We start from the raw sequence: 17,554 nt of genomic DNA, 5'->3' as shown, positions 1-17,554 counted from the left end.
CGCTCACGCCAAAGAACCACCGAGGGATACCGCCATGAACAAGCAAGCCTCCGCCGACCAGCTGCGCCACGACTGGCAGACCAACCCGCGCTGGGCCGGGATCACCCGCCCGTACAGCGCCGAAGACGTGGTGCGCCTGCGCGGCACCGTGCCGGTCGAGCATTCGATCGCGCGCCTGGGTGCGGAAAAGCTGTGGAACTCGCTGCACCGCGAGGACTTCGTCAACGCGCTCGGCGCGCTCACCGGCAACCAGGCGATGCAGCAGGTCAAGGCCGGCCTCAAGGCGATCTACCTCTCCGGCTGGCAGGTCGCGGCCGACGCCAACATCGCCGGCGAGATGTACCCCGACCAGTCGCTGTACCCGGCCAACTCGGTGCCGCAGGTCGTGCGCCGCATCAACAACACCCTGCTGCGCGCCGACCAGATCCAGTGCGCCGAAGGCGGCGGGGACATCGACTTCCTGCAGCCGATCGTGGCCGACGCCGAAGCCGGCTTCGGCGGCGTGCTCAACGCGTTCGAACTGATGAAGGGCATGATCGAAGCGGGCGCCGCCGGCGTGCACTTCGAGGACCAGCTCGCCTCGGTGAAGAAGTGCGGCCACATGGGCGGCAAGGTGCTGGTGCCCACGCGCGAAGCGATCGAGAAGCTGGTCGCCGCGCGCCTCGCCGCCGACGTGATGGGCGTGCCGACGCTGATCGTCGCGCGCACCGATGCCGAAGCCGCCGACCTGTTGACCTCCGACGTCGATCCCAACGATGCGCCGTTCACCACCGGCGAACGCACCGTCGAAGGCTTCTACAAGACCCACAACGGCCTCGACCAGGCGATCTCGCGCGGCCTCGCCTACGCGCCGTACGCCGACCTGGTGTGGTGCGAGACCGGCAAGCCGGACCTGGAGTTCGCGCGCAAGTTCGCCGAAGCGATCCACGCCAAGTACCCGGGCAAGCTGCTGGCCTACAACTGCTCGCCGAGCTTCAACTGGAAGAAGAACCTCGACGACGCCACGATCGCGAAGTTCCAGAAGGAAATCGCCAAGTACGGCTACAAGTTCCAGTTCATCACCCTGGCCGGCTTCCACTCGCTCAACTACGGCATGTTCAACCTCGCCCACGGCTACGCCCGCCGGCAGATGAGCGCGTTCGTCGAGCTGCAGGAAGCCGAATTCGCCGCCGCCGAGCGCGGCTTCACCGCGGTCAAGCACCAGCGCGAAGTCGGCACCGGCTACTTCGATGCGGTGACCCAGGTGATCCAGAACGGCCAGTCCTCGACCACCGCGCTGAAGGGCTCGACCGAGGAAGAGCAGTTCCACGAGCAGAAGGCAGCCTGATGTTCTCTTCTCCCCGCAAGCGGGGAGAAGCGCCCGCAGGGCGATGAGGGGCGCTTTTGCTGTTGCTTTACGTCCCCTCACCCTGCGTCGTTGTTCCCTCGCTCTGCCCCCGGCCCTTGCGCATGGCGCAAGGGCGTTCAGTCGGGCGTGCGCCAGTGGCGCACAAGCGCCCGCCTTCACCCCGCAAGCGGGGCGAGGGATCACCGCCGCAGGCGGGCGACGCGCCACTCGCATCTGTCCGCACCCAGCCCCAAACCCCGTTGGCCGCCGACCGCGCCGGGCCACGTAGTCATAAGGATCGGGTGTTACTCTCAAGCCCTTCCCCAGGGGCCGGGATGTGTGTGGATGAAGCGCAGGATCGCGACGGAGTCGTTGCAGCAGAGCGGAATGCCCACGGTGGCGCCCGACGTGGTAGCCGCGGCGCTGACCTCTGCCGAATACGCCCTGTTCGCCGCCGTCGGCCGTCCGCGCCGCTGCTATGCCGGCGAGACCCTGTTCCGCCGCGGTGACCTGGGCACCACCATGTACGTGATCGCCAGCGGCGCGATCGACCTCGACTTCGGCGACGACCTGGTGTCCAAGCGCCTGGGGCCGTACGAATTCTTCGGCGAACTCGGCCTGCTGATCGGCGACCACGCGCGCAGCGCCGATGCGATCGCCGCCAGCGACGGCGAGCTGATCGAACTGCGCCATGAGGAATTCCAGCGCCTGGTCGATGACGATCCGGAGCGCGTCTCGCACTTCCTGCGCCGCGCGATCATGCGCGTGGTGCTCAACGAACAGAGCCTCATCCGCCGCCTGCGCCGCCGCAACCAGGACCTGCAGACCGCCCTGGACTCGCTGCGCGCGACCGCGCACCAGCTCAACCAGACCGAAGAGCTGATCCGCACCGACGAACTCACCGGTCTGCACAACCGCCGCGGCCTCGCCCAGCACCTGGCCGAGCGCCGCCGCACCGGTTCGCTCAAGGGCCTGGGCCTGGTGCTGGTCGACTGCGACCGCTTCAAGCAGGTCAACGACGACCACGGCCACCTCATCGGCGACCGCGTGCTGCAGAGTGTCGCCAGCATCCTGCGTTCCGTCGCCAGCGACGGCGACATCGCCTGCCGCCTGGGCGGCGACGAGTTCTGCCTGCTGGTCAGCGCCGACAGCCGCGACGCGGTGCTGGGCTTCGCCGACTTCATCGTCACCACCACGCGCGGCCTGATGCAGGTGCCGCGCCACGCCGAACCCGGCGAAGTGCCGCTGGCCTGTTCAGTCAGCATCGGCGCGTGCCTGGTCGACGACGCCCGCGACTGGAACGACTGGTACGCGCAGGCCGACACCGCGCTGTATCGTGCCAAGCGCATGGGCGGCAACCGCGTCGAGTGGCAGGACGACGCCTTCGCCGCGGCCTGAAGGAATCAAGCGCATGGATACCGCGGTGCAGACTTTCGATCCCACGCCCGAGCCGGCACCGCGCCCGGCCGCGAACGCGCCGCAACTGCGCACCCTGCTGCTGACCGACCTGGTCGATTCCACCACGCTGGTCGAACGCCTCGGCGACACCCCGGCGAGCGAATTGTTCCGCGCCCACGACCGCCTGGTCCTGCAGCTGCAGCAGCAATGGCACGGCCGCCTGATCGACCGCTCCGACGGCCTGCTGTTGCTGTTCGAACGCCCCATCGACGGCCTCGGCTTCGCCCTGGACTACGTGCGCGGCCTGGCGGCGCTGGGCGAGGAACGCGGCCTGCTGCTGCGCGCGCGCGCCGGCCTGCACGTGGGCGAAGTACTCACCTGGCGCAACAGCGACGAAGCCGTGCGCATCGGCGCCAAGCCGCTGGAAGTCGAAGGCCTCGCCAAGCCGATCGCCGCACGCCTGATGGCGATGGCGCGCCCCGGCCAGATCCTGCTGTCCGCCGTCGCCGAACCGCTCGCCCACCGCGCCGCGCGCGAACTGGGCGAACGCGGCCAGCACCTGGCGTGGAAGTCGTGGGGCCGCTGGCGCTTCAAGGGCGTGCCCGAGCCGCAGCAGGTGTTCGAAGTCGGCGAGCCCGGCATCGCGCCGCTGCGCGTGCCGCCGAACACGCCCAAGGCCTGGCGCGACATCCCGCTGTGGCGCCGTCCCGCCGCGCTCGCCGCGGAAGTGGCGCTGCTCGTCGGCGGCGCGCTCGGCGTGTGGTTCCTCGCCGCCCCCGAACCCGCCATCGCCTTCAACCAGCGCGACTGGGTGGTGGTCGGCGACCTGCGCAACCTCACCGGCCAGGGCGCGCTCGACGATTCGCTGGAACAGGCCTTCCGCATCAGCCTGGAACAGTCGCGCTACGTCAACGTGCTCAGCGACCTCAAGGCGCGCGACACCCTGCAGCGCATGCAGCGCCCCGAAGGCACCGTCCTCGATCGCGCCGTCGCCTCGGAAATTGCCCTGCGCGACGGCGCCCGCGCGGTGATCCTGCCGACCGTGGCCGAAGTCGGCGGCCGCGTGCGCGTCAGCGCGGAGGTGATCGATCCGCGTACGCAGACCACGGTGTATTCGCAATCCGCGGACGGCGATGGCGCCGCATCGACACTGGAATCCATCGACGAGGTGACCGCGGCGCTGCGCGAAAAACTGGGCGAAGCGCTGGCGTCGATCGAGAAGGATTCGGTGCCTTTGCCACAGGTCGCAACGAAGAATCTGGATGCTCTGCGTGCGTATGCGCTCGGTCAGAAGGCCTATGCGCAGGTGCAGTTCAAGGAAGCTTTGGGGTTCTACCGCCAGGCGACTGCCTTGGATCCGCAATTCGCGCTTGCCTGGCTCGGACAGACGCGGGCGCAGGCGTCGGCGGTCAATGCCGAGGCCGCGCTGGATCCGCTCGGGAAGGCGCAGGCATTGCGCGACCACTTGGCTCCGCGTGAAGCGCTATACCTCGATGCATGGGCGGCCGATTTGCTCGAGCCCGCACAAGCGCTGACGAAGTGGAAGGAGCTCGCCAGTCTGTACCCCGACTACTGGCCGGCCCAGGCCAACGCGTCGATGCACTTGATGGCCCAAAACCGCTTCCGCGATGCGCTCTTGTTGGCACAACGCAGTACGTCTCCATACAACGAACTTGCGGCGCTGAGCTACGACACCATCGGTCGGGTCAAATTGGGGTTGGACGACTACCGCGGCGCAGGCACAGCCTTCGAGACGGCGCTCGCGCGTGGTGTTGGCAGCAGCTTGCGCAGGGCTGCCGCGACGGAAGCCGCGCAGCGCAACTTCGCGCGTGCCGACCAGATGCTGGCTAAGGCTGCCAAAGACGATCTGTATTCGTACTTCGACCGCGTGTCCATCGGTCTCGATCGGGGGCAGTGGCAGGGAGCTACGGCCCAGGCCGCTATAGCGATGACGCTAGCGAGTCGCGAGGAGGGGGGCTTCCCCGCAAGGCTATTCCGGTTGCCGGCCGCGGTGGCGGACTGGTCCGCGGGCGACGCCGATAAGGCGCTGCAGGGCTCGCGCGCAACCGTGGCGGCAGCGCTTGATGCGCTTTCTCAGCCGATCGACGCAAATGCCGCAGATGATGCCGCGCTGGGGCTGATGGCGTCGATCTTCGCGCTGCGGCTGGGCGATCGGGAACCCGCCGAGCGTGTGCTGGCAATGTTGCAGGCCAAGCCGGTCTTGCTGGGCGCGCCGACAGTGGCGGAGCTGACGCAGGTGGCGCGGGCCGAAATGCTCGGCACCGCGGGCAAGCCCAAAGAGGCGATCCGATTGCTGGAGCCTCTACTCACCGGGCATGAGCAATATCAGACCCGGGTCAGCCTGATGCGCGCCTACGCCGCCGCGGGCGAAAATCAACGCGCGGTGGAACAATCACTCTGGTTGCAACGGCATCGCGGCTTGGCTTACATGGAACTCGGGTGCGCGCAGTGCCAGCAGGCACTCAACGTGGTTGAGGGCAACCTTTCCATGCTGCGCGCGGCAGAGCTGCTCAAATCGGCCGGTCATGAAGTCGAATCGCGCCGGCAACTGGCGCGATTCGATGCCGTTTGGCCGCCGCAATCGCTGCCGGATTACTTGAGGGTGCGCAGGGGATCGTTGCTGTCGCCAGCGTCCAACTGAGGCGTAGTCAGCGCCAGCCCCGCCGTCAGCATATCCATCAACTCGTTGTGCGCGCCGGCGATGACTTCCTTTGAAGCCAGATTCTGTACTCGGCTGCAGGCAGCAAACGGCTCGAGTCCGTCCTCGTCCTTGTGACCGACTTTCTCGAGTGCCTTGGCCGGGTCGTCGACGAACTGCTTGCGGAAGCGATCGTCGGTGCTCAACAGCTGAAGCAGCTTCTCGGCGACCTTCGCATCCATCTTCCCCGTCTTTTTCCCGCTGGTCATGGTCATCCCCCTGTCTGGCCCGGTATGGGCGCAGTCAGGGGGCAATCTAGCCCGCGTCCCGCTTCTGGAACAGCCCCGGCCGCTTGCGGCCTAGGGGCCGGTGCACCGAACTTTGGTGATGTAGGGAAAACGGAAGCGCCAAAGGCGCTCCCGTCATGAGCGTGGCCCCTTATACGTCAACTATCGACTAGGGGTCACTTGCGCTTTGGCTGGGTCGTGAGGTTCGCGGCATCCAGCGTCGGAGTGTTATAGGCGAGCCCTTGCACAAACGTTTCCTTGAGAGCAATTCGAGCATCGCGAATGGCCTGTTTGGAAGCAAGATGGCCTATTTCGCATAGGGAGAAGGGTTCTGGCGCGCGGCTCAGTCCAAGGCCGGAAAGCAATGAGTCATCAGATTGAAGTTGTGGCTGGTACCCAATGCTGCGAAGTGCGGCTTGTGGGCTGGTCTGGAACAGCTGTCGGAACGCGTCGTCTGTGCTCAACAGGTCCAACAGCCGATCCGCCAGCTGCGGATCTAGCGGCGCGCTGCGCTTCTTCGCGACAGGCTTTGCGGTGGTGCTGGGTGCATCCAGGACTGCGGTGTGCATGTGGATCTCCTCGTGGATGGAGAATGGCCGGGCCGGCGCATCGCCGGTCGCCCATCCTGCTTCCATGAGGGGGGGGTAGTGCAAGCACAATGCGCCATCCGGATGGGCGGGCGGAAAGGGGAATCGGCATGAAGGTTCGACGTTGCGCGGTGGTGTACGTGGAACCGCGCGAGGAGGTCGGTTTCGACCTGCAGGAACTGTTGAACGGCGGCGACGGCCTGCGCCGCGAACGCCGCTGGGTCGCGCTCGCGCCGCACTTGGGCGAGGAGGTCGAACTCGATGCCGACGAACGCGAACTGCTCGGCGCGCTGGGCCCAAGCCAGTGGCTCGATGCGAAGGCGCTCGCCGCGCATCCGCCCGGCGCCGTGCAGCGCCTGCTCAAGGAAGGCCTGCTGATCGGTGACGGCAAGCGCCACGCCGCGCAGCGCGCGCGCGACGAAGCCTTGCGTGCCACCTACTGGCATCCACTGGCCGCGACCCTGCACGCCTTCACCCGCTGGAGCGGCGTGGACGCGGTGCAGAACATGAAGGACAGCGGCACCGAAACCGCGGTGCAGATGCGCGAGGTGCTCGGCGCGCCGCCGACGGCAGCGGCGCATCGCGGCGACGGCGTGGCGCAGTTGAAGTTGCCGCGCATCGAGGCGACCGATTTCGACCGCCTGCTCGCGCGCCGCGCCACCTGCCGCAACTTCGATCCTGGCCGCGCGCTGCCGTTCGACCTGTTCGCGCAGCTGCTGCAACGCGTGTTCGCCGCCCAGGCCGAAGTGCGGATCAGCGCGGACACCGTGTTCCTGAAGAAGAACGTGCCGTCCGGCGGCGGCCTGCACCCGATCGAGTGCTACCTGGTCGTGCAGCACGTCGAAGGCGTGGCGCCGGGCCTGTACCACTACCAGGCCGTCGACCATGCGCTGGAGCCGCTGCCGGTGCCGGCAGGCCGTGACTGGCGCGACGGCGGCCTGCGCGGCTTCCTGCAGGACATGGTCGCGCAGCAGCATTGGTTCGCCGACGCGCACGTCGCGGTGGTGCTGGCGCCGCGCTTCGATCGCACCTTCTGGAAGTACCGCCAGCACGCCAAGGGCTATCGCGTGGTCGCGCTGGAAGCCGGCCACCTGTCGCAGACCCTGTACCTGTCCGCCACCGAGGCCGGCCTGGGCGCATTCATCACCGGCGCGATCAACGAAAAGGAACTGGAGCGCGCGCTGGGCCTGGACCCCGTGAACCAGGGGGCGCTGGCGGTGTGCGGGTTCGGCTGGCGGGGTGAACACATGGTCACCGCGGAGCTGGACCCGGCGGGGGCGGTGTGGCTGCCTGCCGGGGCGTAGGAATCTTTCGGATGTGACGTGAATTCATGGCTTTTGGCAGTCGACACTGCTGCAACGGCCGCGGTAAGGTCGGCGTCCCCTGTTCACCCCACCGAGCTGCTGAGAACTATGTCCAAGTCTTTCCTCGCACTGGCCGCGGCGTTGGTCCTGGCCTTGTTGTGCCCGGTCGCGATGGCCACCAAGGTGCTCGATCTGAATGCCATCCGGACCCAGCAAGCTGAAATCCACGAAGGCGTGACGGCCCGCAGTGGCCGCTACGCCACCTTGTCGCCCAATACGCGCACCAGCATCCTGACCAAGCAGGCCAGCGTGCTGAAGATGCTGGAGGGCAAGCAGACGGCGGATGAACTGAGCGAATACCAGCGCCTGGAAGTATTCAACACGCTCGAGTGGATCGAGGCCGCGATCAACAATGAGGACGGCGACCGCATGATCTGCCGCCGCGAGAAGGCCATCGGCAGCACCCGCGTTACCCGTGTCTGCCGCACCGCCGCGGACGAGTTGAGGGCGAAGGAAGAGGCGCGCCGCCGCATGCTGGAGGGCAGCGTCGACGGCTGGCGCTGATACCGACTGCAGGAAAATGGAGGGCGACCCGCTGGGTCGCCCTTTTTGTTGCGTGGCCCGCAGAAGCGGGAGTAACGTCCTTGGTTGGGCGCCAGCCCTGCGGACCCCATGGTCCTAAGCCCTTCCGATTCCAAGGAGCGGCATATGAACATTCGCAACCTGGCACTGTCGTTGTCGTTGAGTGTCGTCGTCCTCGCCGCCGCGACGGCGCAGGCGAACGTCGGGAAGCTGGGCCTGATCCGACAGCAGCAACAGGACATCCGCGAGGAATCGGAGCGCGCTACCGGGCGCTACGCCCGTTTCGATCGCTACGAACTCGAACGCATGCACCGGGCGCAGGACCGGATCTTCCAGCTGCTCGATGGCGTCACCGAGCTCGACCAGTTGAACGCGGCGGACAAGGCGGAGCTGCTCAATGCGCTGGAAACGGTCAAGGCCGTGATCACCCAGAACGACGAAGACCGCCAGGTGTGCTGGCGCGAGAAGACGCTGGGTTCGCATCGCTTCCAGACGCATTGCGCGACGGTCCGGGAGCGGGCGCAGGTCCGCGAAGGCGGCAAGGACTGGCACGGTTCGCCCACGATATGCGGGCAAACGCCGGGGCCGTCGATGACGATCACCTGCGGTCGGGTTCGTGAGTAAGCGCATCGCGGCAACACTCGCGGGGAGGTTCCGGTGATCAAGGCATTCGTGTTGACCGCAGGCTTGCTGTTGGCAGGGGCCGCGTGGTCACAGCAGGGGCCCGTGGCCGTCGAAGAAGATGGCCTGGTGGTGATCGTGAACCAGCAGAGGCAGATCAAGGCCGACCTCGACGACGGCGGCATCGAGGGCCTCACGCCACGCCAGAACGGATTGGTGCGCAAGGCGCAGGCCGAGGTATTCGTCCTGGTCGATGGCAAGAGCCGCCTGGACGAGCTGTCGATCGACGAGAAGGTGCGCCTCGACAATGCGTTGGAACGGATCAACGCGCTGGTGGTGAATACGCGCGAAGCAGGCAACAAGCGGGACGTGTGCTGGCGCGAACGGGTGAGTGGCACGACCGTCAAGAAGACCCGCTGTGGCACCGAAGCCGAGATGCGTGAAGCGCGCGAGGGTGCGCGCGACTTCATTGAAAAAGGCAAGGTCTGCGGTGGGCCAGGCTGCGGCTGACAAGGTCTGCCGCGTGCGCAGGCGATGATCACGCCGCCTGGGTTTCCCGGTTCCGGTCCGCGCGCCGGTAACCGATGGCCTCGGTGAGATGCCGACCGAGAATGTCCGCCTCGCCATCGAGGTCGGCGATGGTGCGCGCGACCCGCAGGATCCGGTGCATGGAGCGGGCCGACAGCTGCAGCGCATCGACCGCGCGTTCCAGCAGCAGCTGGTCGCGCTCACCCAGGTGGCAGTGCTTCGCGGTGTCGGTTTGGCTGAGCCGCGCGTTCAACTGCCCGGCGCGCCGGTGCTGGCACTGCTGCGCCTGCAGCACCCGCATCCGCACGTCCGTGCTGCTTTCACCGGTTGCCGCTTGCGGTCGCAGCTGCGCGGGCGGCAGGCGCGGCACTTCGACGTGCAGGTCGATCCGATCCAGCAACGGCCCGGAGATGCGCGCGCGGTAACGCCGCACCGCATCGGGATTGCAACGACAACGCCCGCTGCTGTCGCCGGCCCAGCCGCAGGGGCACGGGTTCATCGCGGCGACCAGTTGGAAGCGGGCAGGGAATTCGCTTTGCCGTGCCGCGCGCGAGATGGTGACGACACCGGATTCCAGCGGTTCGCGCAGCACTTCCAGCGCGCGGCGATCCCATTCCGGGAGTTCGTCCAGGAACAGCACGCCGTTGTGTGCCAGCGAGATCTCGCCGGGCCGCGGTTCGCCGCCGCCACCGACCAGGGCGACCGCGCTGGCGGTGTGGTGCGGCGCGCGGAACGGCCGCTCGCGCCAACGCGACGGATCCAGGCCGCGACCGCTCACCGAGGCGATCGCGGCGCTCTCCAGCGCTTCGGCTTCGCTCGCTTCCGGTAACAGACCGGGCAGTCGCGAGGCCAACAGGGTCTTGCCGCAGCCGGGTGGCCCGATCAGCAGCAGGTGGTGGCCACCGGCCGCGGCGATTTCCAGCGCGCGCCGCGCGTGCGCCTGCCCGCGGACATCGGCCAGGTCCAGGCCGGCAGTGCGTTGGGTCGGCAGGGCCTCGGCACACGGCAGTGCCTTGCGCCCGGCGAGCATCGCGCAGACTTCCAGCAGGGTGCGCGCGGTGCGCACTTCCACCTGCGCGGCCAGGGCCGCCTCGGCGCCATTGCCGGTGGGCACGACCAGCTTGCGCCCGGCCTGCGCCGCGGCGAGCGCCGCCGGCAGCACGCCGTCGACCGCGCGCAGTTCGCCGGTGAGGCCCAGTTCGCCGAGGAACTCGTATTCGCCCAGCGCTTCCAGCGGGATCTGGCCACTGGCGGCGAGGATGCCCAGGGCGATGGCCAGGTCGAAGCGGCCGCCGTCCTTGGGCAGGTCGGCGGGCGCCAGGTTCACGGTGATCACGCGCGCCGGGAATTCGTACTGCGCGCAGCTGATCGCCGCGCGCACGCGGTCCTTGGCTTCGCGCACCGCGGCTTCGGGCAGGCCGACCAGGGAAAAGCGCGGCAATCCGCCCGACAGGTGCACTTCCACCCGGACTGCGGGCGCACGCACGCCCGTTCGCGCACGGCTGTGCACGAGTGCGAGGTTCACGGGGGTGGCCTCAGTGGTGCGGCGGCGCGCCGCTGCCCGACTGCGCCTCGAGCTCGGCGACGGTGCGCTGCAGCTCTTCGAGCTTCTCGCGCGTGCGCAGCAGCACCGCGCGCTGCACTTCGAACTCCTCGCGGGTCACCAGGTCGAGCCGGGCCAGGCCCGACTGCAGCACGGCGCGGAAATTCTGCTGCAGCTCCTCGCGGCCCTCGCGCAGGCCGGGCGGCACCAGCGCGCTGAGGCGGCGGGCGAGGTCGTCGAGATGGCTGAGGTCGATCATGGGCTTGCTCCGTGGGCCGATGGGATCAGCCTGGACTGCGCGTCGCGGCAGCGCACTCGGGCACTGCCGCGCCCTGGGGTAGGAAAGATCCGAATCGGGCCATTGTATCGGGCGCCGGTGCGCCGCCGGCATGCAGGGCGCTCGCCCCGCATCGCGGCGCGGCTTATCCTGCCCGCGCGATCCAGGGAGACACGTGATGAAGATGGTCATGGCGGTGATCAAGCCGTTCAAGCTCGACGATGTGCGCGAGGCGCTGGCTGAAGCCGGTGTCGCCGGCATCACCGCCACCGAGGTCAAGGGCTTCGGCCGGCAGAAGGGCCATACCGAGCTCTATCGCGGTGCCGAGTACGTGGTCGACTTCCTGCCCAAGATCAAGCTCGAGGTCGCGGTCACCGACGACCAAGCCGAGACCGTGGTCGAGGCGATCATGAAAGCCGCGGGCACCGGCAAGATCGGCGACGGCAAGATCTTCGTCTGGGACCTCGACCGCGTGGTGCGCATCCGCACCGGCGAGATGGACGGCGACGCGCTGTAACAGCGTGGTCGGCGCGGATCGTCGCGCCTCAGACCTCCACCGCCACCCGGTTGCGCCCCGCTTCCTTGGCGCGGTACAGCGCCGCGTCGGCGCGGTCGATCACGTCGTGCACGCCGTCGTCCTGCGGCCGCAGCATTGCCAGGCCCAGGCTGATGGTGACGGCGAGTTCGCTGGCGACGTCGGACAGGTCGAGCCGGTGCACGCTGTCGCGCAGGCGCTCGGCGACCAGCAGCGCGGCGTCGGACGAGGTGTTCGGCAGCAGCACGATGAATTCCTCGCCGCCCATCCGGCCGAGCAGGTCCTTCGAGCGCAGCACCGATTCGCACGCGCGCGCCACGCGCACCAGCACCTGGTCGCCGCTGGCGTGGCCGTGGCCGTCGTTGATGCGCTTGAACCAGTCGAGGTCGAAGGTCAGCACCGACAGCGGTTCGCCGAGCGTGCGCGCCTGTTCCACGGCCTGTTCCGCCGCGACTTCGACGTGGCGGCGGTTGGCGACGCCGGTGAGCGCGTCGGTGAGGGCGAGCTTGTTGATGCGCCGGGTGCTGCGCAGCTGGCGCAGGAACAGGCCCAGCAGCAGCAGCACCAGCAGGCCGGTGCTGATCAGCGCGGCGAGCTGCCAGCGATAGGCGCGTTCCACCGCCTTGAGTTTCTGCCGCTCGCTGCGCCGTTCCGCCTGCAGGCGTGCGTTCTCGAGGTCGCGGCGCGCGGTGTCGAACTGGTACTGCAGCAGCAGCGACTGCTGCGTGCGGGCGTCGTCGTTGAGGCGGCGGCGACCGGTGCGCTCCAGCTTGAGGTCGTCCATGGCGGCGCGGTAGTCGCCCAGTGCCTCGTGGCTGAGCGAACGCGCGGCGTACAGGTCGACCTGGTAGCGCAGGTTCGGGTCGGCGTCGAATTCGCGCGCGGCGCGGTCGTAGTGCGCCAGCGCCTGCGTGTCGTCGCCGCGGCCGGCCAGGACCATGCCTTCGAGCAGCTGCAGCATGGCCTCGTTGGAGCGGTCGCCGAGCCGCTCGAAGCCGATGCGGGCGGTCGCCAACGCGGTCTCCGCGCCGCTGAAGTCGCCCTTCTTCACCAGCGCCGAGGCCATCGCCAGGTGCGCGGCGGCGACGTCGTATTCCAGGCCGTGGCCCGCGGCGACCTCGATCGCGCGGCGCAGCACGCCCAGGGCTTCGTCGTGGCGGCCCTGGTCCTCGTGCAGGAAGGCGGTCTGCAGCAGCGCGACCGACAGCAGGCCGGGGTCGGCCTGGCGTTCGGCAAAGGCCATGCTCTGGCGCAGGTATTCCAGTGCCTTGGCGTGGTCGCCCATGCGCCGGTACGCGGCGGCGATGTCGCCCAGCCCGGCTTCGGCCTCCTTGCGCAGGCCGGCGGCGGTGAGGACGCGCTGCGCCTCCAGGAAGTCGGTGAGCGCGGCCGCCTGCTGGCCGAGCAGCGAGCGCAGGCTGCCGCGATGGGTCAGGGCCTGGGCCAGCAGGCGCGGATCGTTGTGCTTGCGGGCCAGTGCCAGTGCGGTTTCGACGCTGGCGATGGACTGCGAGGTCTGGCCGGTGCCGTCGATGTTGTTGGCCTCGCACAGGCCGAAGCGGACCTCTCCACCGATGTCGCCCAAGCGCCGCGCATCGGCAAGGCCGGCGCGGGCGAAGGCGAGCCCGACCGCGGGTGGGCCGAGGTCGTCGTAGTCGCAGCGGAAGCCGCGCAGGCGCAGCGCGCGGCGCTCATCGTCGCGGGGGCGCAGGGCGTCCAGCCGGGCGATGACCGCGCGCACCTGCTGCGGGCTGGACACGGTGAGATCGCCGCGCTCGACCTGTTCGAGCAGGCGGTCGAACTGCGCGGCATCGGGCGTGGCGCCGAAACTGGCCAGGTCGGGCGGCGCGGCGGGCGCGAGCGCCTGCGCCGGTGCGTCGCCACTGACGCACCAGCCCAGCAGGACCGGCAGGAAAAACAACCCCAATGCGCGCAAGACATCCCCCCGGATCGAGCGCAGACGGCACGTGCGCCGTCCGGAGGGCACCGTAACACAGGCCCGCCGGGGGGCTTGGGACGCACGGCGCGGTTCCGGCGCCGTCCGTCAGGGCGCTTACTCGCCCAGCGCGGCCGCCACGAACGGGGGCGCCACCAGCGCACCCTGGTGGATGTCGGCGCTGTAGTACTTGCTGTCGAACAGCTTGGCGCGGGCATCGGCCTCGCGGAACGTGAAGCCGCCGGCCTTGCGGGCCAGGGTCGCGCTCCACCAGCCGGTCGGGTAGCACGGCTGCGGGAACGGCAGGGTCTTGAAGGTGGTGAAGCCGGCCTTGCCCATCTCGCCGCGCATTTCCTTGATCAGGTCGAGCAGCACCAGCGGCGACTCGGACTGCTGCACGAGGATGCCGTCGTCCTTCAACGCCTTGAAGCAGGATTCGTAGAAGGCCTTGTTGAACAGGCCCTCGGCCGGACCGACCGGATCGGTCGAATCGACGATGACGATGTCGACGCTGCCCGGGGCGCAGTTGGCCATGTAGGCGATGCCGTCGTCGAACAGCAGCTCGGCGCGCGGGTCGTTGTTGGAATCACACAGCTCCGGGAACCACTTCTCGGCCATGCGCGTGACCTGCTCGTCGATGTCGCACTGCACGGCCTTTTCCACGCCCTTGTGCTTGAGCACTTCGCGCAGGGTGCCGCAGTCGCCGCCGCCGATGATCACGACGTTCTTCGGATTGGCGTGGGTGAACAGCGCCGGGTGCGACATCATCTCGTGGTAGAGGAAGTTGTCGCGCGTGGTCAGCATCATCGCGCCGTCGATGAGCATCAGGTTGCCCCAGTCGGTCGACTCGTAGATCTCGATGAACTGGAATGGCGACTGCACTTCGTCCAGCTTCCTGGTGATCCGGTAGCCGATGGCCGAGCCGGCGCGCTCGAAGTTCTCGTAGTGCCAGGTGGTGTCGGTGGTCATCCGGATACTCCTCGGGGCGCTGCTGCGTGGGGGCGCGGATTGTAGCGAATGGGGGTGGCGGGCGCTTTGCCGCCGGCGGGCTTCGCCCGTAGGTCGCGGCGCGCGGGCGCGGCGACGGCGCCACCGGCCCCCAAGCCCTACAATGCGCGCCTGTTCGTAACCCGTTAGCTGAAGGAAGCCTGCCGATGACCGCCTGGTCGCTCGACCACGCCCGCAAGACCTATTCGATCCCGCACTGGTCGGAGGGTTACTTCGATGTCGACGCACAGGGCCGCATCAGCGTGGCCCCGCGCGGACCGCAGGGGCCGAAGATCGCCCTGCCCGAAGTGGTCGACCAGGCCCGGGCGCAGGGCGCGAAACTGCCGTTGCTGGTGCGCTTCCCCGACATCCTCGGCGACCGCCTGCGCAAGCTGCAGGGCGCCTTCGCCCAGGCGATGACCGACTGGGACTACGCCGGCGGCTACACCGCGGTCTATCCGATCAAGGTCAACCAGCACGCCGGCGTCGCCGGCACCCTGGCCTCGCACCACGGCGAGGGCTTCGGCCTGGAGGCCGGCAGCAAGCCGGAGCTGATGGCGGTGCTGGCGCTGAGCCGCCCCGGCGGCCTGATCGTCTGCAACGGCTACAAGGACCGCGAGTACATCCGCCTCGCCCTGATCGGCCGCAAGCTCGGGCTCGAGACCTACATCGTGGTCGAGAAGCCCTCCGAGCTGCCGCTGATCATCGAGGAAGCGCGCGCGCTGGGGGTGAAGCCGGGCCTGGGCGTGCGCATGCGCCTGGCCTCGCTCGGTGCCGGCAAGTGGCAGAACAGCGGCGGCGACAAGGCCAAGTTCGGGCTCTCGCCGCGCCAGGTGCTGGACCTGTGGAAGGAACTGCGCGACGCCGGGCTGGAGGACTGCCTGGGCCTGCTGCACTTCCACATGGGTTCGCAGATCTCCAACGTCCGCGACATCGCCAACGGCATGCGCGAGGCGACGCGCTACTTCGTCGAACTCTCCGTGCTCGGCGCCAAGGTGCGCTACATGGACGTCGGTGGCGGCCTCGGCATCGATTACGAAGGCACGCGTTCGCGCAGCTACTGCTCGATCAACTACGGCGTGAACCAGTACGCCTCCAGCATCGTGCAGCCGCTGGCGGAGGCCTGCGAGGAGTACGGCCTGACCCCGCCGCGGGTGATCACCGAGTGCGGCCGCGCGATGACCGCGCACCACGCGGTGCTGATCGCCAACGTGTCGGAAGTCGAGCAGGCGCCGGAAGGCCGCGTGCCCGACCAGCACGACGACGAGCCGGCGGTGATCCGCCACCTGCGCGAGATCCACGGCGAGATCGACGCGCGCCCGGCGGTGGAGCTGTTCCACGAGGCCCAGCACCACCACAGCGAGGGCCTGTCGCTGTACGCGCTCGGCCAGATCGACCTGACCCACCGCGCCCGCATCGACGACCTGTTCTACGCGATCGCGCACGCGGTGCGCGCGCGCCTGAGCTACGACGAGAAGAGCCACCGCGACCTGCTCGACGAACTCAACGACCGCCTGGTCGACAAGTACTTCGTCAACTTCAGCGTGTTCGAGTCGATGCCGGACGTGTGGGCGATCGACCAGGTGTTCCCGATCGCGCCGATCGAGCGCTTGAACGAGGCGCCGACGCGCCGCGGCGTGATCGCCGACATGACCTGCGACTCCGACGGCATGATCGAGACCTACGTCGAGACCGAAGGCCTGGACAGCTCGCTGCCGCTGCATGAGATGAAGCACGGCGAGTCGTACCGGCTCGGCTTCTTCCTCGTGGGCGCGTACCAGGAGATCCTCGGCGACATCCACAACCTGTTCGGCGACACCGACGCGGTGGAGGTGCACATCGACGGCGACGGTTATGCGATGAGCCAGCAGCGCCGCGGCGACACCGCCGACGTGATGCTCGATTACGTCGGCTACAAGCTCGCCGACCTGCGCGCGGCGTATCGCGGCAAGGTGGCCGCCGCGCACCTGCCGGCGGACGAGGCCGCACGCCTGGATGCGGCGCTGGAGGCTGGGCTGACCGCGTACACCTACCTCAGCGACGAGCCGCTGATCTGATGCCGTGCTGAGGACACCCCTCGCCCCGCTTGCGGGGAGAGGGACAGCGTCGCGTTAGCGGCGCAGGGTGAGGGGATGTGTCGGCACAGCAAAAGCGCCCCTCATCCGTCCCTGCGGGACACCTTCTCCCCGCAAACGGGGAGAAGGATGGAGATTGGTGCGCCCGGCCGCTTATGCGCCGCGCGCGACCTGGAAGCCGGCGAACGACTGGCTCACCGGCATCATCTCCAACCGGTTGATGTTGAGGTGCGGCGGCAGCGTTGCGATCCAATGGATGGTGTCGGCGATGTCCTGCGCAGTCATCGGCTGGGCACCCTGGTACAGCGCATCCGACGCGGCCTGGTCGCCGTGGGTGCGCACCAGGGTGAATTCGGTTTCGGCCATGCCCGGCTCCAGCGTGGTCACGCGCACGCCGGTGCCATGCAGGTCGCTGCGCAGGCCGAGCGAGAACTGGCTGACGAAGGCCTTGGTGCCGCCGTAGACGTTGCCGCCGGCATAGGGATAGTTCGCCGCGGTCGAACTGATGTTGACGATCGCGCCGCGGCGCTCGATCAGCAGCGGCAGCACGCGCCGGGTCAGCGTCACCAGCGCGGTGACGTTGGTGTCGATCATGCGCTGCCAGTCGTCCAGGCGCGCGTCCTGCGCCGGCTTGGTGCCCTGGGCGAGACCGGCGTTGTTGACCAGCAGGTCGATGCCGCGGAAGGCCTCCGGCAGCGCATCCATCGCGGCGTTCATCGCCTGCGCATCGCGGATGTCGAACACCGCGGCGTGCACCTGGTCCGCGCCGAGTTCGTCGACCAACGCCTGCAGACGATCGGCACGGCGACCGGTGGCGATCACGCGCCAGCCCGCGGCCACGAAGCGGCGGGCGGTGGCGGCGCCGAAGCCGGAGGTGGCGCCGGTGATGAGGGCTGTTTTCGACATCG

The 17,554-nt window shown here is 68.6% G+C and carries 16 protein-coding genes; 9 read left to right on the top strand and 7 right to left on the bottom strand.

Features of this window, described 5'->3' with window-relative positions; all coding sequences use genetic code 11:
- Positions 1–34: 34 nt before the first annotated feature.
- From aceA to H8B22_RS06600, 3 genes are all read left to right on the top strand, one after another.
- On the top strand, positions 35–1,327 hold the full coding sequence (gene aceA / locus H8B22_RS06610) for an isocitrate lyase (RefSeq protein WP_187713296.1): 1,293 nt from the start codon (positions 35–37) through the stop codon (positions 1,325–1,327).
- A gap of 387 nt (positions 1,328–1,714) precedes the next feature.
- Complete coding sequence (locus tag H8B22_RS06605) at positions 1,715–2,725, top strand: GGDEF domain-containing protein (protein ID WP_407060844.1); 1,011 nt, start codon at positions 1,715–1,717, stop codon at positions 2,723–2,725.
- A 13-nt stretch (positions 2,726–2,738) separates the two neighbouring features.
- On the top strand, positions 2,739–5,387 hold the full coding sequence (locus H8B22_RS06600) for a putative peptide modification system cyclase (protein WP_187713294.1): 2,649 nt from the start codon (positions 2,739–2,741) through the stop codon (positions 5,385–5,387).
- On the opposite strand, the gene H8B22_RS06595 is transcribed toward H8B22_RS06600, so the two are convergent.
- Both H8B22_RS06595 and H8B22_RS06590 read right to left on the bottom strand, forming a co-directional pair.
- Positions 5,339–5,659 carry an NHLP-related RiPP peptide gene (locus H8B22_RS06595; protein ID WP_225876301.1) on the bottom strand — a complete coding sequence of 107 codons (321 nt, stop codon included), beginning with the start codon at positions 5,657–5,659 and terminating at the stop codon, positions 5,339–5,341. The genes H8B22_RS06600 and H8B22_RS06595 overlap by 49 nt on opposite strands.
- Before the next feature lie 188 nt (positions 5,660–5,847).
- A complete protein-coding gene (locus H8B22_RS06590) occupies positions 5,848–6,240 on the bottom strand; it encodes an NHLP-related RiPP peptide (RefSeq protein ID WP_187713293.1) in 393 nt (130 codons plus the stop codon).
- 128 nt (positions 6,241–6,368) lie between these two features.
- Between H8B22_RS06590 and H8B22_RS06585 the strand changes: the two genes are divergently transcribed.
- The 4 genes from H8B22_RS06585 (at position 6,369) to H8B22_RS06570 (ending at position 9,275) form a co-directional block, all read left to right on the top strand.
- A complete protein-coding gene (locus tag H8B22_RS06585; RefSeq protein WP_187713292.1) occupies positions 6,369–7,562 on the top strand; it encodes a putative peptide maturation dehydrogenase in 1,194 nt (397 codons plus the stop codon).
- A 171-nt stretch (positions 7,563–7,733) separates the two neighbouring features.
- Complete coding sequence (locus H8B22_RS06580; RefSeq protein WP_187713291.1) at positions 7,734–8,126, top strand: hypothetical protein; 393 nt, start codon at positions 7,734–7,736, stop codon at positions 8,124–8,126.
- Positions 8,127–8,270: 144 nt separating this feature from the next.
- Positions 8,271–8,768 carry a hypothetical protein gene (locus tag H8B22_RS06575; RefSeq protein WP_187713290.1) on the top strand — a complete coding sequence of 166 codons (498 nt, stop codon included), beginning with the start codon at positions 8,271–8,273 and terminating at the stop codon, positions 8,766–8,768.
- Positions 8,769–8,801: 33 nt separating this feature from the next.
- Positions 8,802–9,275 carry a hypothetical protein gene (locus H8B22_RS06570; protein WP_187713289.1) on the top strand — a complete coding sequence of 158 codons (474 nt, stop codon included), beginning with the start codon at positions 8,802–8,804 and terminating at the stop codon, positions 9,273–9,275.
- A gap of 28 nt (positions 9,276–9,303) precedes the next feature.
- Here H8B22_RS06570 and H8B22_RS06565 read toward each other — a convergent pair whose 3' ends face one another.
- Together H8B22_RS06565 and ubiK are read right to left on the bottom strand one after the other, a co-directional pair.
- Positions 9,304–10,818: a YifB family Mg chelatase-like AAA ATPase gene (locus H8B22_RS06565; RefSeq protein WP_187713288.1), complete on the bottom strand. Its 1,515-nt coding sequence runs from the start codon at positions 10,816–10,818 to the stop codon at positions 9,304–9,306.
- 10 nt (positions 10,819–10,828) lie between these two features.
- Complete coding sequence (ubiK, locus tag H8B22_RS06560) at positions 10,829–11,095, bottom strand: ubiquinone biosynthesis accessory factor UbiK (RefSeq protein WP_187713287.1); 267 nt, start codon at positions 11,093–11,095, stop codon at positions 10,829–10,831.
- Positions 11,096–11,291: 196 nt separating this feature from the next.
- On the opposite strand from ubiK, the gene H8B22_RS06555 reads away from it, so the two are divergent.
- Positions 11,292–11,630 carry a P-II family nitrogen regulator gene (locus H8B22_RS06555; protein ID WP_187713286.1) on the top strand — a complete coding sequence of 113 codons (339 nt, stop codon included), beginning with the start codon at positions 11,292–11,294 and terminating at the stop codon, positions 11,628–11,630.
- 28 nt (positions 11,631–11,658) lie between these two features.
- On the opposite strand, the gene H8B22_RS06550 is transcribed toward H8B22_RS06555, so the two are convergent.
- Both H8B22_RS06550 and speE read right to left on the bottom strand, forming a co-directional pair.
- Positions 11,659–13,575 carry a tetratricopeptide repeat-containing diguanylate cyclase gene (locus H8B22_RS06550; protein ID WP_187713285.1) on the bottom strand — a complete coding sequence of 639 codons (1,917 nt, stop codon included), beginning with the start codon at positions 13,573–13,575 and terminating at the stop codon, positions 11,659–11,661.
- A gap of 126 nt (positions 13,576–13,701) precedes the next feature.
- Entirely contained in the window at positions 13,702–14,553 is an 852-nt protein-coding gene (gene speE / locus H8B22_RS06545; RefSeq protein WP_187713284.1) for a polyamine aminopropyltransferase, read from the bottom strand.
- Positions 14,554–14,738: 185 nt separating this feature from the next.
- Between speE and speA the strand changes: the two genes are divergently transcribed.
- A complete protein-coding gene (gene speA / locus H8B22_RS06540; protein WP_187713283.1) occupies positions 14,739–16,628 on the top strand; it encodes an arginine decarboxylase in 1,890 nt (629 codons plus the stop codon).
- Between the two features lie 171 nt (positions 16,629–16,799).
- On the opposite strand, the gene H8B22_RS06535 is transcribed toward speA, so the two are convergent.
- Positions 16,800–17,552: an SDR family NAD(P)-dependent oxidoreductase gene (locus H8B22_RS06535; RefSeq protein WP_187713282.1), complete on the bottom strand. Its 753-nt coding sequence runs from the start codon at positions 17,550–17,552 to the stop codon at positions 16,800–16,802.
- Positions 17,553–17,554 lie beyond the last annotated feature (2 nt).

Origin of the sequence: Lysobacter terrestris (assembly GCF_014489475.1) — a bacterium.
In the GTDB taxonomy this organism is placed as follows: Bacteria; Pseudomonadota; Gammaproteobacteria; order Xanthomonadales; family Xanthomonadaceae; genus Agrilutibacter; species Agrilutibacter terrestris.
This window is presented reverse-complemented; position numbering and strand designations above follow the sequence as displayed.

Coding starts and splice junctions, on each gene's coding strand:
- H8B22_RS06535 (WP_187713282.1), bottom strand. CDS start 17,552: ATGTCGAAAACAGCCCTCATCACCGGCGCCACCTCCGGCTTCGGCGCC.
- H8B22_RS06585 (WP_187713292.1), top strand. CDS start 6,369: ATGAAGGTTCGACGTTGCGCGGTGGTGTACGTGGAACCGCGCGAGGAG.
- H8B22_RS06605 (WP_407060844.1), top strand. CDS start 1,715: ATGCCCACGGTGGCGCCCGACGTGGTAGCCGCGGCGCTGACCTCTGCC.
- aceA (WP_187713296.1), top strand. CDS start 35: ATGAACAAGCAAGCCTCCGCCGACCAGCTGCGCCACGACTGGCAGACC.
- ubiK (WP_187713287.1), bottom strand. CDS start 11,095: ATGATCGACCTCAGCCATCTCGACGACCTCGCCCGCCGCCTCAGCGCG.
- H8B22_RS06600 (WP_187713294.1), top strand. CDS start 2,739: ATGGATACCGCGGTGCAGACTTTCGATCCCACGCCCGAGCCGGCACCG.
- H8B22_RS06555 (WP_187713286.1), top strand. CDS start 11,292: ATGAAGATGGTCATGGCGGTGATCAAGCCGTTCAAGCTCGACGATGTG.
- H8B22_RS06595 (WP_225876301.1), bottom strand. CDS start 5,659: ATGACCATGACCAGCGGGAAAAAGACGGGGAAGATGGATGCGAAGGTC.
- speA (WP_187713283.1), top strand. CDS start 14,739: ATGACCGCCTGGTCGCTCGACCACGCCCGCAAGACCTATTCGATCCCG.
- H8B22_RS06590 (WP_187713293.1), bottom strand. CDS start 6,240: ATGCACACCGCAGTCCTGGATGCACCCAGCACCACCGCAAAGCCTGTC.
- H8B22_RS06580 (WP_187713291.1), top strand. CDS start 7,734: ATGGCCACCAAGGTGCTCGATCTGAATGCCATCCGGACCCAGCAAGCT.
- speE (WP_187713284.1), bottom strand. CDS start 14,553: ATGACCACCGACACCACCTGGCACTACGAGAACTTCGAGCGCGCCGGC.
- H8B22_RS06575 (WP_187713290.1), top strand. CDS start 8,271: ATGAACATTCGCAACCTGGCACTGTCGTTGTCGTTGAGTGTCGTCGTC.